This window comes from Rhodococcus sp. PvR044 (assembly GCF_040548995.1).
GTDB classification, from domain to species: Bacteria; Actinomycetota; Actinomycetes; order Mycobacteriales; family Mycobacteriaceae; genus Rhodococcus_G; species Rhodococcus_G oryzae.
On sequence record NZ_JBEPSX010000018.1, the window covers coordinates 18,113 to 31,270 of the forward strand.

General features: G+C 70.2%; 13 protein-coding genes. 6 read left to right on the forward strand and 7 right to left on the reverse strand.

Annotation, left to right across the window (positions count from 1 at the left end):
- Window positions 1-119 precede the first annotated feature (119 nt).
- Complete coding sequence (locus ABIC28_RS26180; protein WP_077041941.1) at window positions 120-488, forward strand: Rv2175c family DNA-binding protein; 369 nt, start codon at window positions 120-122, stop codon at window positions 486-488.
- Between the two features lie 54 nt (window positions 489-542).
- Window positions 543-1,424, forward strand: a complete 882-nt coding sequence (locus tag ABIC28_RS26185) for an SDR family oxidoreductase (protein ID WP_269590209.1) — start codon at window positions 543-545, stop codon at window positions 1,422-1,424.
- A gap of 4 nt (window positions 1,425-1,428) precedes the next feature.
- Here ABIC28_RS26185 and ABIC28_RS26190 read toward each other — a convergent pair whose 3' ends face one another.
- The 4 genes from ABIC28_RS26190 to ABIC28_RS26205 form a co-directional block, all read right to left on the reverse strand.
- Window positions 1,429-2,376: a phytoene/squalene synthase family protein gene (locus tag ABIC28_RS26190; protein WP_097212163.1), complete on the reverse strand. Its 948-nt coding sequence runs from the start codon at window positions 2,374-2,376 to the stop codon at window positions 1,429-1,431.
- Window position 2,377: 1 nt separating this feature from the next.
- A complete protein-coding gene (locus ABIC28_RS26195; RefSeq protein WP_209926641.1) occupies window positions 2,378-3,988 on the reverse strand; it encodes an alpha-(1->6)-mannopyranosyltransferase A in 1,611 nt (536 codons plus the stop codon).
- A gap of 119 nt (window positions 3,989-4,107) precedes the next feature.
- Window positions 4,108-5,685 (reverse strand): phytoene desaturase family protein, encoded by a 1,578-nt coding sequence (gene crtI, locus ABIC28_RS26200; protein ID WP_097212165.1) that lies wholly within the window; start codon window positions 5,683-5,685, stop codon window positions 4,108-4,110.
- Window positions 5,685-6,800, reverse strand: a complete 1,116-nt coding sequence (locus ABIC28_RS26205; protein WP_373560259.1) for a polyprenyl synthetase family protein — start codon at window positions 6,798-6,800, stop codon at window positions 5,685-5,687. Before ABIC28_RS26205 ends, crtI begins: the two co-directional genes overlap by 1 nt.
- A gap of 133 nt (window positions 6,801-6,933) precedes the next feature.
- Between ABIC28_RS26205 and metF the strand changes: the two genes are divergently transcribed.
- A complete protein-coding gene (metF, locus tag ABIC28_RS26210; RefSeq protein WP_269590223.1) occupies window positions 6,934-7,857 on the forward strand; it encodes a methylenetetrahydrofolate reductase [NAD(P)H] in 924 nt (307 codons plus the stop codon).
- A 58-nt stretch (window positions 7,858-7,915) separates the two neighbouring features.
- On the opposite strand, the gene ABIC28_RS26215 is transcribed toward metF, so the two are convergent.
- Genes ABIC28_RS26215 through ABIC28_RS26225 form a run of 3 tightly spaced genes read right to left on the reverse strand, consistent with a single transcriptional unit; the run spans window position 7,916 to window position 10,903 of the window.
- Complete coding sequence (locus tag ABIC28_RS26215) at window positions 7,916-8,614, reverse strand: LppM family (lipo)protein (RefSeq protein ID WP_420030274.1); 699 nt, start codon at window positions 8,612-8,614, stop codon at window positions 7,916-7,918.
- Window positions 8,615-8,671: 57 nt separating this feature from the next.
- Window positions 8,672-10,249, reverse strand: a complete 1,578-nt coding sequence (locus ABIC28_RS26220; RefSeq protein WP_269590207.1) for a phytoene desaturase family protein — start codon at window positions 10,247-10,249, stop codon at window positions 8,672-8,674.
- 9 nt (window positions 10,250-10,258) lie between these two features.
- Window positions 10,259-10,903, reverse strand: a complete 645-nt coding sequence (locus ABIC28_RS26225) for a GNAT family N-acetyltransferase (protein ID WP_097212170.1) — start codon at window positions 10,901-10,903, stop codon at window positions 10,259-10,261.
- A 172-nt stretch (window positions 10,904-11,075) separates the two neighbouring features.
- Here ABIC28_RS26225 and ABIC28_RS26230 point away from each other — a divergent pair, with 172 nt between their 5' ends.
- The 3 genes from ABIC28_RS26230 to mraZ all read left to right on the forward strand — a co-directional run bounded on the left by ABIC28_RS26230 (window position 11,076) and on the right by mraZ (window position 13,053).
- Window positions 11,076-11,573 carry an SAV_6107 family HEPN domain-containing protein gene (locus ABIC28_RS26230; protein WP_354581655.1) on the forward strand — a complete coding sequence of 166 codons (498 nt, stop codon included), beginning with the start codon at window positions 11,076-11,078 and terminating at the stop codon, window positions 11,571-11,573.
- A 166-nt stretch (window positions 11,574-11,739) separates the two neighbouring features.
- Window positions 11,740-12,168: an SCO2097 family morphological protein gene (locus tag ABIC28_RS26235; RefSeq protein ID WP_097212171.1), complete on the forward strand. Its 429-nt coding sequence runs from the start codon at window positions 11,740-11,742 to the stop codon at window positions 12,166-12,168.
- A gap of 453 nt (window positions 12,169-12,621) precedes the next feature.
- On the forward strand, window positions 12,622-13,053 hold the full coding sequence (mraZ, locus tag ABIC28_RS26240) for a division/cell wall cluster transcriptional repressor MraZ (protein WP_027502251.1): 432 nt from the start codon (window positions 12,622-12,624) through the stop codon (window positions 13,051-13,053).
- The last annotated feature ends 105 nt before the right edge of the window (window positions 13,054-13,158 follow it).

Below are 13,158 nucleotides of genomic sequence, written 5' to 3' on the forward strand. Positions count from 1 at the left end.
CGACAATGTCCGCATCGATGGTAGCCAGCGGGCCGCCCGCCCGGTGCCGACGGCGCGGCGGCCGCGATCGCGCGGACCGCCCATGAGGTACCGCGCACCGACCCGATACCGTTACCCATGTGAGTGCAATCCCTTATAGCGACGACGTCCTCGATCCCTCGGTAGAGCTGCTGCAGCTCGCGGATGTGGCCAAACTGCTCGGAATCGTCGTCACCCGGGTGCACCAGATGCTCCGCGACGGCGAGCTGGTCGCCGTGCGCCGCGACGGCGTCATCGGCGTGCCCGCAACCTTCTTCACCGCGGACGGCGAGGTGGTCCGGCTGCTGTCCGGTCTGCTCGTGGTCCTGCGCGACGGCGGTTACAGCGAGGAGGAGATCCTGCGCTGGCTGTTCACCGAGGACGAGACCCTGCCGGGCGCCCCGGCGGACGCGCTGCACACCGACCTCGCCCGCGAGGTGGTTCGCCGCGCCCAGGCGATGGCCTTCTAGGCGCGTCGATTCGATGAGCCCGCCGCCGGGGCTCCCGGGACTACGCTTTCCGCCATGACATCCATGAACGGCAAGGTTGTCCTCATCACCGGCGGCGCGCGTGGTGTCGGAGCGGAGGTCGCCCGTCGGCTGCACGCCAAGGGTGCGAGGCTCGTGCTGACCGACCTGGACGCGGAGCCGCTGCGCGCGCTGGCCGAGGAACTCGGTGGTCCCGATCGCGCGCTGACCGTCGTCGCGGACGTGTGCGACCTCCCGTCGATGGAATCGGCTGTCGCGCAAGGGGTCGAGAAGTTCGGTGGCATCGACGTCGTGATGGCGAACGCGGGCATCGCGAGCTATGGATCCGTCCTGGCGGTCGATCCGGCGACCTTCAGGCGCGTCGTCGACGTGAACCTCGTCGGCGTCTTCCACACGGTGCGCGCCGCCCTGCCCTCGATCATCGAGCGCAGGGGATACGTCCTGGTCGTCTCGTCGCTCGCGGCGTACACCGCCTCACCCGGGCTGGCTGCGTATCACGCGTCCAAGGCGGGGGCCGAGTACTTCGCCAACACCCTGCGGCTCGAGGTCGCCCACCTGGGGGTCGACGTCGGCTCCGCCCACATGGCCTGGATCGACACCCCGCTGGTCCAGGACGCCAAGGCCGACCTGCCCGCGTTCACCAAGATGCTCGCCGCGCTGCCCGGCCCGCTCGGGAAGACGACGTCGGTGCAGGCGTGTGGCAGCCGCTTCGTGGCGGGGATCGAGAAGCGATCGAGCCGGATCAACGTGCCTGGCTGGGTCGGCGCGTTGCGCTGGCTGCGCCCGCTGGTGCAGACCCCGATCGCCGAACGCGACATCCGCAGACTCGCGCCGGTGCTGGTGCCCCAGATGGACGCCGAGGTCGCCGGCCTTGGGCGGTCGCTGAGTGCCCGCACGCAGGCGCTCGAGCAGGAGTAGCCGCTCAGCTACGGGCCGCCGCGACCGCGGACTCCAGCAGTCGCGGCGCGACCAGCGTCAGCCGCCGCCGCCTCGGCACCACCGCCCGCCGGTCGAGCACCCGGTAACCGCTCGCCTCGATCTCGTCGAGGATCGCGGAGTACAGGTCGAACGCTGCGGTGATCGCGGGCCGCGCCCTCGGCTCGAGCATCGCCAGTCCCGGCCGGGCATCGCGGTAGCCGGACCGGTTCAGTGCGACGACATGGGCGAGGGCCCGCCCGACACGGGGGTCCGTGGCCCCGGTGGACTGGCAGTGGCGCAGCAGGTCGCCGTCCACGCCGAATGCGGACAGCTCCTCCGTCGGCAGGTAGATGCGTCCGCGCCGCAGGTCTTCGCCCACGTCGCGGATGAAGTTGGTGAGCTGGAAGGCCTCGCCGAGCGCGGCGGCCGCGGGCTCGGCCTGGGCGAGCGGCGTCACCGTGCCCAGGATCGGCAGCATCTGCTTCCCGATCGCCGCGGCCGAGCCGTGCATGTAGCCGCGGAGCTCGTCCATCGAGGCGTAGACGGCACGAAATCCGGGCGCACCGGGCAGGTCCATACGCATGGACCCGAGGAACGCGGTGAAGTGATCGAGCGGGATGGCGTACCGGCCGATGGTGTCGGCTACCGCCAGCACGACCGGTCGGACGTCGTCGGTGGGGCTGCCCGCGACGGCGGCCGTCAGCTCGGATTCGATCCTGTCGAGTTCGGCCAGGCAATCGGAGGCGGGACGGCCGGCAGGGGCGTCGATGTCGACGAGGTCGTCCACGGTGCGGGCGAATCCGTACAGCGCGTACACGGCCGGCCTGCGGTGTTCGGGTAGCAGCCGGGTGGCGAGTGCATAGCTGCGGCCGTGCTCGGCCGCCAGCCGCTCGCAATACCGGTAGGCGGCTCCGAGATCGCTCGCCGCCGCACGATCGTCCAGCGTCGTCATCTCAGTCCCGGCCGGGGGCCGCCCCGGCGCCGGAACGGGTGTCCGCGGCGTCGGCGACGGCGGGCGTGGAGCGCAGGCGCAGCGGATCGACGGTCACCAGCGACTTGGCCGCGACGAGCGCCGCAAAGGTCGCGAGCAGCACGTGCACGAGGGTGTACAGCCCGGGATTGCCGTCCGGCTGGAAGACCAGCATCAGCCACGTGGACAGGCCGACCAGGATCATCAAGGTCGTGGTCGACAGGGCGAAGCCCGCGGCGACGGCGAGCGGCCACGAGTAGTACCAGGGCAGCGCGGCGGGGGAGAGCACCACGATCGCGACCAACGCGATCAGGATGCCCATGACGGCCTCCCGCGGCGTCCGGCGGAAGCGCCACCACACCGCAACGAGGATCACCACCAGCGCGACCGCGGAGATGGCGCGGGTCACCTCCAGCACCGGGCCCAACCGCAGCCCGGTGAACCAGGAGGTGCTGACGGTGACGATGTGCGCCATGATCGTCGGCAGCGAGAGCCAGTTGATGATCTTCGCCGATCCCGACAGCGCGGTGAGCCACCCGATGCCGACGCCTGCGATGGCCGAGGCCGCGGCGAACACGGCGGCGAACACGGCGAGCCCCGCGCCCGCGGTCTTGGCGAACAGGGCCAGCGGCGACGGCGGGGTGCGGCCTTCTGCCACCGCGCGGTCGCGTTCGTGGATCATCCAGATCCAGACCAGGAACGGCAGCGCGACGCCGGCGGTGGCCTTGATGGCGACACCGACCGCGACCACCGCGATGCCCGCGACGTGGCGCCGCTCGAGCACGAGCGCGATGCCGGCCGTCATCAGGCCAACCATCAGCATCTCGTTGTGCACGCCGCCGATCAGGTGGATCAGGACCAGCGGGTTGAGCACCGCGAGCCACAGCGCGGTCGCCTGGTTGCCGCCGAGCTGGCGGGCCAGGTGCGGTACCGCCCACATGGTCAACGCGAGACCGGGCAGCATGGTCAGCCGCAGCAGCATCGTCCCGGCGATCACGTTGTCGCCGGTGATCGAGGTGATGCCCTGGCCGAGCAGTAGGAAGATCGGTCCGTACGGAGCGGTGGTGGTGGTCCAGACGATGCTCACGTTGTCGAGCAGGATGCCGGGATTGGCCACCGGGCCGACCGCGTACGGGTCGAAGCCGTCCCGCAGCAGCGCGCCCTGCGCCAGGTACGAGTACGCATCCCGGCTGAACATGGGCACAGCCAGCAGCAGCGGGGCCGTCCACACCGGGACCACCCAGCGCAGCTCGTGCAGCGTGGTCGTGCCGCGCAGCGTGCAGCGGCCGAGGCGGACCCACGCCGCGATCATCAACAGCACGCCGACCCACACGAGGATCGTCGACAGGATCAGGCCGTGCCCGAAGCGCAGCCAGGACAGGTGCAGCGCCTCGAGGAGCGGATCCTCGCGCCGAACGCTGCCCGAGCCGAAACCGCCGAAGGTGATCATCGACGCGCCGACCAGCCCGAGGATCGCGGCGTGTCCCGCCTCGCTGCGCGCGAACCCGGCGACGGCGCGGAGACGCCCGGCACTCGGGGCCTGGCCGTTACTGTCGCCGGTGTGCCTGTCAGCAGCGGAAAGTGGGGACGTCATCGGTGCGGCTCTTCCCCCATGGCTGTGCGTTGACTGCGGTCCGGCCGGGCAGGACCCGTCGACGGAATGCGTGGACAGCTGGTTAGTTTAGTGGTTCGGTGTTCCGCAGCGGGAAACGCCTATCGCGCGTGGTGCGTCTGTGACCTGGCACGCAGTTCGCCCGCGATCCGCTGGGCGGCGAGCTTCCCGGAGACCAGCACGGTCGGCACCCCGACCCCCGGGGTGGTGCCGGACCCGGCGAGCACCACGTTCTCGGCTCCGGTGTCGAGGTTTCCGCGCCGGAACGGTCCGGTCTGCGCGAAGGTGTGTGCGGCGGCGAACGGGGTGCCGGCGGACATTCCGCGGTCGGCCCAGGTCTGCGGGGTGTCGATCAGGTCAACAAGGAACCCCTCGGCGATCCCGGTATAGCCGCGCCGCTCGAGCTCGACGAGCAGCTCGCGGACGTACGGCCGCCCGAGGGCGGCCCAGTCCAGCGGGGCGCTGTGCAGGTTCGGGCACGGCGCCAGCACCGACAGTGGCTCGTGCGGCACACCGTCACGGTCGATCAGCAGTCCCGGGTCGGTGACCGCGGGGCGGGTGAGCAGCAGCGACGGGTCGCTCATCAGCCTGCCGCGACCGCGGCGCGCGGTGATCTCGGCGAACGTCTGCTCCCAGGCCGCCCCGAAGTCGATGGTGTGGTGGCCCGAGTCGGTCCAGCGCGCGGCGACGGAGGCGGGGATGGTGCCGTGTGCCACGACAGCGGAGGGAGAGTGCCGGACCGGCCGCCGCGGCAACGTCCGACGCTGCAGCAGGGCACTCCCGCCGCCGAGGTCCGCGGTCAGGACCACGGCGTCGACCTCGAACGCCGATCCGTCGGCAGCGATCACCCGCGTCGCCCGACCGTTCCTGTAGTCGATCCGGCTCACCTCGGTCCCGAGTGCGAGCGTGCCGCCCGCGGCGGTGAAGGCGCCTGCCATGGCCTCGGCGATCGCCCGCATGCCGCCGTCGGGGAAGTACACGCCCATCGAGGTGTCCATGTGGGCGATCGCGCCGTAGATGCCGAGCGCCCGCGCCGGGCTCAATCCCGCGTAGAGCGACTGGAAGGTGAAGATGCGCTGCAGCCGCGGGTCACGGAGGTACTTCTCGACGCGTGGCCCGAGCCTGCCGAAGCCGCCGATCCGGACCAGCGTCGACAGGTCCGCGAGGGCAGCGCGCGAGCCGACCAGGTCGAGCGGCGAGTCGAAGTTCGCGTCGATGAACCGGTCGAACTCGGCCGTGAAGATCCGCTCCAGCCAGGAGCGCAGCCGGAGGTAGCGGCCCGCCTCGTCGGGACCGCACGCCCGGGCGACCTCCGCAGCCATCGCGTCGGGGTCCGAGTGCACGGCGATCGCCCCGCCGTCCGCGAATCGCGCGTGATATGCCGGGTCCAGCCGGTGCAGGCGTAGCGGCGGGGACACCGACCCGAAGTCGGCCCCGACCGCGGCCAGCGCCTCGGCGACCAGTTCCGGCATGGTGAGAACGGTTGCGCCGCTGTCGATCTGGTAGCCGGGCCCGTCGTACACGCCGACCCGGCCACCGACCGACGGATCGCGTTCGAGGAGGGTGACCGCGCGGCCGGTGCCAAGCAGGTGCAGCGCGGCCGACAGTCCGGACAGCCCTGCCCCGACGACCACCACGTGATCGGTGCGACCCGGGACCGTGCGCAGGCCCACGCCGATCAGGCCGTACGACGGGTGGCGGCCAGCGCCATCGCGCGCAGGTTCTGCTTGGCCGACTCCGTTGCGGTGCTCGTGTCGAGGGCGCGCAGGCCCCTGGCGGTGAGCTCGTCGATGCGGCGCTCGACCTCGTCCACCGCACCGAGATCGGTGATGATCGCGCGCAGCCGCTGCACCTGCTCCTCGGTGAGATCGGTGCCGATGCTGCGCCGCAGCACGTCCGCGGTGCCACGGTCACTGGCGTCGGCCCGCAGCAGGGCCTCGGCGAACAGCACGGTCCGCTTGCCCTCGCGCAGGTCGTCGCCGGAGGGCTTCCCGGTGACCGCCGGGTCCCCGAACACCCCGAGCAGGTCGTCGCGGAGCTGGAAGGCGATGCCGATGTCGGTGCCGAACTCCCGATAGGCGGCGATCAGATCCGGATCGGCCGCGGCGAGGGCGGCGCCCAGGTGCAGCGGTCGCTCGATCGTGTATGCCGCCGTCTTGTAGCGATTGATCCGCAGCGCCGCGGCCACCGACTCGTCGGCGGTCACCTCGGTGCTCACGTCCAGGTACTGGCCCCCGAGGACCTCGGTGCGCATCGCCGACCACACCGGGCCGAGCCGGACCTGGGCGGCTGCGTCGACCCCGGACTCGCGGACCATGTCGTCCGCCCAGGCCAGCGCGAGATCACCGAGCAGGATGGCCACGGATTCACCGAACTTCGCCGGTTCGCCCGACCATCCGCCCGAACGGTGCCGGTCGGCGAACTCGACGTGCAGGGTGGGAAAGCCCCTGCGGGTGCGGGAGGAGTCGATGATGTCGTCGTGCACGAGGGCGCACGCCTGGACCAGCTCGAGCGCGGCGCAGGCCCGCAGCACCGCGGCGGCGTCGGGACCGGTCGGGTCGCCACCGGCGCCCAGCCAGCCCGTCCAGGCGAACGCGGGCCGGACCCGCTTGCCGCCGCGCAGGACGAAGGCCTCCAGCGCGGTCGTGGCGTCGGTGAACGTGCCACCGACGGCATCGGTGATCGGCCTGCGACTGTCGAAGAACTCGCGCAGTGCCGTCTCGACGGCGGCGGGCAGCGACTCGGTGGCCTCGGGGGAGGCGGCGTGGGCGGACAGGGTGTCCTCCTCGGTGATTGCCCCGGGAATTGCCCTGGGAAGGTGATCGACACCCTCACCCTAGTGGTCCGTCGAAGTCGCCCTCGCTGCCCGCCACTATGATTGTCGAGTGACATTCGATGCCGTCAGGGGACGGTCAAGCGAGGGCTGGGTGACCCAGACCCCGTCGATCGTGGACCGGATCGGTTCGAGCGGCGGGCGGATTCCCTTCTCGGTGGAGTTCTCGCCGCCGCGCGATGCCGATGCGGAGGCACGTCTGTGGCGCGCGGTCCGCGAGTTCGAGCAGATGCAGCCCGCGTTCGTCTCGATGACCTATGGGGCCGGCGGATCGACAAGGGACCGGACCGTGCGCGTCACCGGTGCCCTCGCCGAGGAGACCACGCTGCTCCCGGTCGCCCATCTGACCGCCGTCGGCCACAGCGTCGACGAGTTGCGTGCGATGGTCGGCGCCTACGCGGACCGCGGCATCAGCAACATCCTGGTGCTGCGCGGCGATCCGCCTGGCGATCCGCTCGGCGAGTGGGTCCGGCATCCCGACGGCGTCGAGTACGCCGAGGAACTGGTCCGGCTGGTCCGCGACCTCGGCGACTTCCATGTCGGTGTCGCGTCCTTCCCCGAGGGGCACTTCCGGGCGCCGGACCTCGACCACGACACCAGGTACCTGGTCTCGAAGCTGCGTGCCGGGGCGGAGTACTCGATCACCCAGATGTTCTTCGACGTCGAGGACTATCTGCGGCTGCGCGACCGGGTGTCCCGGTACGACGCCGAGCAGGGTGCCAAGCCGATCATTCCGGAGATCATGCCGATCACGTCGCTGCGCTCGGTGAAGCGGATGGTGGAGCTGTCCGGATCGCAGCTGCCGCGCGAGCTCGCGGAGCGGCTGGATCGCGCGGCAGGCCACGGACCCGAGGAGAACCGCGCCGCGGTCCGTGAGATCGGCATCGAGCTCGCCACCGAGATGAGCGAGCGGTTGATCGCCGAGGGTGCACCCTGCCTGCACTTCATCACGCTGAACTTCGCCCGCGCGACCCGCGAGGTGCTGGCCCGCCTCGGACTGGCTACCTCGGTCAGGTAGCGCTTCGCACCCGTGCGCGTGTCGCGCCCCACCCGGGGTGCAACACGCGCACCGTGCGTCAGCGCCTCGGGTGCCTGCTGAAGTACGCCATCGCGCCGACCACGAGCGCGACGCCAAGCGTGACGCCCGCGACGATGCCCGCCCAGCCGGCGAAGCCGCGGGTGCTCGGGTCGGCGTATCGGGTCTCGGCGCGGAGCGTGCTCACCTCGCCGGGCGGCAGCTTCCAGGTCACGATGGAGTCGGCGTCGCGGGTTCCGTTGGTGGTGTTCACCCGCGCGGGGAAGGCGACGCTGAACTGGACGTCGCTGCCGTCGGGCACCGATTTGAGGTCCGCCTTGCCCTCCAGGACCACGACGTCGCCGTTGCGCCGGAAGTCCAGCTGGATGGAGCTGCCGGTCTGACTGGACATCGCCCCGAGCTGCTGCACCTCGCCGAAGGTCAGGTCACTGAAGAAGGCCTGACTACCGACGTATCCGTCCTGCTTGTACGCCTGAACCCGGACCTTCGAGATCAACGAATCCGGCGGGATCAGCTCCGGGCCCTTGTCGTTGTCGTCCGTGGGAACCGTCGCGGCGACGATCTGTCCCGACACCCGGTCGTCGGGTGAGACGCCGAGTGACGCCTGGACCCGAAGGCACCCGCTGAGCACCGGGATGCAGATCAGGAGGAGCAGGGAGAGGGCGAACAGTCGGACGCGGGATCGACTTCGGACATCGGAGTGGGGCTGCTGCACAGCGTTATCGTGCCAGGCAGCCATGCAGGTGTCAGGCGGTAGGGGTACGCGGCGTGGCGGATCCGGTGGCTCCCGGCCCGCTCATCGGCGCAGCGCCCGGCGCAAGCCTCCGAACCGGGCGTCGGACAACGCGATCCGCGCGGCGCTGCGCCCACTCGACCCGGACACTCCGCCGCCCGGGTGGGTGGACGCGCCGGTCAGGTACAGCCCCTTCGCGCCGGGCACCCGGTGTCCCGACAGTTCCGGCAGGGGCCGCCACATGAACATCTGGTCCAGCGACATCTCGACGTGCATCACGTTGCCGCCGATCAACCCCATCTCGGACTCGAGGTCCGCGGGGGTCTGCACCAGCCGGTGGCGCACCGAGTCCGTGAATCCCGGTGCCAGCCGCTCGATCTCGGCGACGATCCGGTCACCCTCGGATTCGGCGAGGTCCGCCCAGTCGCGTCCGCCGGTGAGTGAGTAGGGATGCCACTGCGACCACAGCGTCGCCTGATGCTCGCCCGCGGGGGTCAGGCTCGGGTCGATCCCGCTGAAACTCATCGCGAGGACCGCGGGGACGGGCGGCAGCTCGCCCGCCAGCGCCGCGCCGTGCGCGAGCCTCAGCTGCGCGCGATCGGAGACCAGTAGCTGAAGCCCGGAGGTGACGGTCTCGCCCGCCGGGGCGCTGGGATAGCAGGGGAGCGAATCGGTTCCGAGGCGGACCACCATGCCGATCCCCGGCCCGACCCGGATCCGGCGGCGCCACCCGTCCAGTTGCGTCCGGTCGTGGCCGCCGCGCTCGAGCAGGTCGAGGGTGGTCAGGATGTGGCAGCCGGCCACCACCGTCCTGGCCTGGACCTCGTGGCCATGGGCGGTGCGTACCGTCCAGCCCTTCGGCGTGCGGCGCAGCTCGGTCACCGCGTCGCCGAGTCGCACCGATCCACCGTCCGCGGCCAGTCGCGACGCCAGGGCCCGGGTGAGGGCGCCGCTGCCGCCGACCGCCCGGCCCGGCGGCAGGGTGTGCATCAGTGCCGCGAACCCGACCATCGGGGCGGTGCCTGGCTCGGACATCGGTGGACCCGACTGCGCGCCGAACCAGGCAAGAGCCGCCTTGAGGCGCTCGCTGTCGAAGTAGTTGTCCAGCAAGCTGTCCCCGGAGGCGAGGAACTCCCGTGAGAACGCCGCGGCGCCAGCGCCCCGATCCAGGGTGCCGAACGAGCGGGCCAGCCTCCCACCGGTCGGCGGCCCGGCGAACGCCCGCATCACGCCCGCGGTGCGCGGACCCCAGGTGTCGACGAACTCTCGGTATGCCCTCGCGTCGGCGGCCCCGCAGGACTCGGCGATGGAGGCGCAGGTCCGTTCGAGGCTGCGGTGGAAGACGATGCCCGGCCTGCCGGACTCGGGCGGCGCGGGCGCGAATGCCCAAGGGTCGCAGTCGAGATAACGCAGTCCGTGCGAGGCGAGGTCGAGGTCCTCGATGATGCCGGTGTGCCGGATCATGATGTGCGCGGACGAACCGCGGTCCACCTGATGGCCGGGGAACCGTTCGACGGTGGACACCGCGCCGCCCACCACGGTGTCGCGCTCGAGCACCTCGACCGACCAGCCGGACCGGGCGAGGTAGCACGCCGACACCAGCGCATTGTGTCCGGATCCCACCACCACCGCGTCGATCATCTGTCCAGGCTATCGGCTGGGGGAGTGCGCGTTCTCGGTCCCTTCGGCGGCGAGCGGCAGCAGGCGCCCCAACACCGCGAACGGCCTGTTGTCCCCTGTGAAGGTGAAATGCCGCACCACATCGGTGAATCCGAGCCTGCGATAGAGACGCCAGGCGCGGTTGTCCTCGTCGTCGACTTCGGGGGTGGACAGCAGTACGTGACTCTCCTGCCGGTCTTCGAGGAGCCTGCGGAGCAACGCCTCGCCGGTGCGGTGTCCCTGTGCGGCACGTGCCACATGGAGTTCGGTCAGCTCGAAGTAGTCGCCGAGGACCTCATGGATCCGCCGTTCGTCGGCGCCGGAACGGTGCATCCCCTCGCGCACCTGCTGGTGCCACCACTGGTGCGGGGCGCCCCGGTAGCCGTAGGCGATGCCGACCATGGTGCCCTCGCCCGAGCCGGGATCGTCGGCGTCGTCGGGGAGGACCGCGGCGACCGCGTGCCAGCCGGGTCGATGGGTGTGTTCGGTCCACATCGGGGCCCGGTGGAACTCGGTCCCCTTCGGGTAGTCCATGGCCTCGACGTAGATGGCAAGCGCCTCGGCCATCCGGCGCCGTAGTTCCTGCGCGGACAGCTCGACCAGCAGCGGTGTCGTGTTGATACCGACCGGACTCACCCTCTCTCTTGACGACGTGTCGGTGGGGGCAGCTATATTGAATATGTCGAACGAATGTTCGATGTCGGCAATCCGGCGAAGCGCGAGGGAAGCGGGCTTCGCCGGATTCCGACCCTAAGGCCTGACCGGTCGTACCGGCGGGTGGCGTGTTTGCGCAGGAGGTGTTCGGAAGATGGCAAGTCAGGCAGTTCAGGCAGCGGCGGCCCTCCGGGTGGGGGCTCCGGCGTCATCGGCACGACACACGGTGTCGCGGGTGGAGGCCCCGGTGTCGCGCCGCGCGCGGGCGCTGCTCGATCGCGCGGACTCGCTGCTGGCCGAGGCGGCGGGTGCGCGGGACGCGTCCGAACGGTTCCGCTCCGCGTACCTCGCCGCGCTCCGCGGTGCCGGGGCCGCGCTCGGGGGTGAGCAACGGCCACGCACCGGATCGCGTAGCGCCTGGGTGCTGCTCGCGCGCGCGGAACCGTCACTCGCGGGGTGGTCGGAGTTCTTCGCCGGGTACTCGGCCACCCGCGCGGCCATCGAGGCCGGCATCTCGCGCACGATCACGCTCGGCGAGGCCGATGATTTCCACCGTGAGGTCTCTCGATTCCTCACCGCGGTCGAGGATCATCTCGGTGGCGACAAACACCTCGATGGCGCGCCGCACACCTTCGTGGGGAGGTCTGCCTAGCAGGGGATCTGCGGTGCCAGCGAAATAAGTTGGCATCTCGTCGATGGACTAGGTGGTACGTCGCCACGTGTACTCGTATCATTGACGACAGGTAGCCGCCAACGTCGGAAACCCGCCGCTTCGTACCAACGGATCGGTCGCCACCTTTAGTGCCGGGGGAGGTACCGTGCCACTCTCCGAGCACGAGCAGCGGATGCTCGATCAGATCGAGAGCGCGCTTTACGCCGAAGATCCGAAATTTGCTTCCTCCGTGAGGGGAGGCCGTATGCGTGCGGCTTCGAGCAAGCGTCGACTTCAGGCTGGAGCTCTCTTCTTTCTCGGACTCGTCCTCTTGGTCGCGGGCGTCGCGCTCCCGTTCAAGCCGGGCGGTTTCCCGATCATCAGCCTGCTCGGTTTCGTAGTGATGTTTGGAGCCGGGGTTCTGTTCCTCATGCGGGGATCGAAGAAGGGCCTCTCGGCAGTGCCTGACGAGCCCGGCAGGCCCACGAAGGGGTCGGTCGCAGGCAAGCGCGCTGACGGCCGCAAGGGCGGCAGCAGTGGGGGATTCTCCTCGCGTATGGAAGACCGGTTCAAGCGGAGATTCGAACAGGAGTAGCCGAAACGCCGTCGCGGAGGCAAGAGTCCAGGCGGCAGGCAACAGCGGAGCGGCGTGACACCCAGGTGTCACGCCGCTTTTGCGTTGGCTGTCGATGGTGTCGCCACGGATCCCCACCTTCCCCCCCCACATTTCCCCCACTCTTCCCCCACATTCCTCCCCGGGCCGGTCGAGCTCGGTGTGGATGTCTCGCCGCATCCGTCTGACCTGGGATTTCAGTATGAGGTGGTGGCGTACCTCGCTGTGACGCCCCGGCAGTGGGGAAGATCGCACAGTTTTTCCCCACATCGCACCACCGCTGTGAACTGGTCTTTTGATGCAGATTGCGGGCGTGGAACCCTAAATTGGCATTGAAAGTGGAGGAAAGTGGGGTAACGTGGTGCGCAGCGGAACGTGCAGACGGACCGCAAGGGCCTAGGACGTTCGAATCGGACGCAGGGTGGAGGTGTCGAGATGTTTCTCGGTACCTACACGCCGAAGCTCGACGACAAGGGGCGGCTGACGTTGCCCGCGAAGTTTCGAGATGCACTGGCGGGAGGGTTGATGGTCACGAAAGGGCAGGACCACAGCCTCGCGGTGTATCCCCGAGAAGAGTTTGCCGCTCTCGCACGCCGAGCCGCCGCAGCATCACGCAGCAATCCCGAGGCCCGCGCCTTTGTGCGCGGCCTGGCGGCAGGCACCGACGAGCAGCATCCCGACGCCCAGGGACGGATCACCCTCTCTGCCGACCACCGCCGTTACGCGGGGTTGTCGAAGGAGTGTGTGGTGATCGGATCGGTCGATTTCCTCGAGATCTGGGACGCGCAGGCGTGGCAGAGCTACCTCGAGGAGCACGAAGAGAGCTACTCACAAGCCAGAGCCGAGTCACTGGGCGAGATCTTCTAGCCCAGCCAGAGCCGTACGGCGAGTGCCGCGAGGCCTCTGCCCGAACGCCGACCCTGACGCACTTCCCCAGCGCCAGGTTCGGTCAATCGGACAGGGACCTCGAGG

Bases quoted from the DNA above. Each gene is read 5' to 3' on its own strand.
- ABIC28_RS26185 (WP_269590209.1), top strand. From the start codon at position 543: ATGACATCCATGAACGGCAAGGTTGTCCTCATCACCGGCGGCGCGCGT.
- ABIC28_RS26190 (WP_097212163.1), bottom strand. From the start codon at position 2,376: ATGACGACGCTGGACGATCGTGCGGCGGCGAGCGATCTCGGAGCCGCC.
- ABIC28_RS26195 (WP_209926641.1), bottom strand. From the start codon at position 3,988: ATGACGTCCCCACTTTCCGCTGCTGACAGGCACACCGGCGACAGTAAC.
- ABIC28_RS26215 (WP_420030274.1), bottom strand. From the start codon at position 8,614: ATGGCTGCCTGGCACGATAACGCTGTGCAGCAGCCCCACTCCGATGTC.
- ABIC28_RS26220 (WP_269590207.1), bottom strand. From the start codon at position 10,249: ATGATCGACGCGGTGGTGGTGGGATCCGGACACAATGCGCTGGTGTCG.
- ABIC28_RS26230 (WP_354581655.1), top strand. From the start codon at position 11,076: ATGGCAAGTCAGGCAGTTCAGGCAGCGGCGGCCCTCCGGGTGGGGGCT.
- mraZ (WP_027502251.1), top strand. From the start codon at position 12,622: ATGTTTCTCGGTACCTACACGCCGAAGCTCGACGACAAGGGGCGGCTG.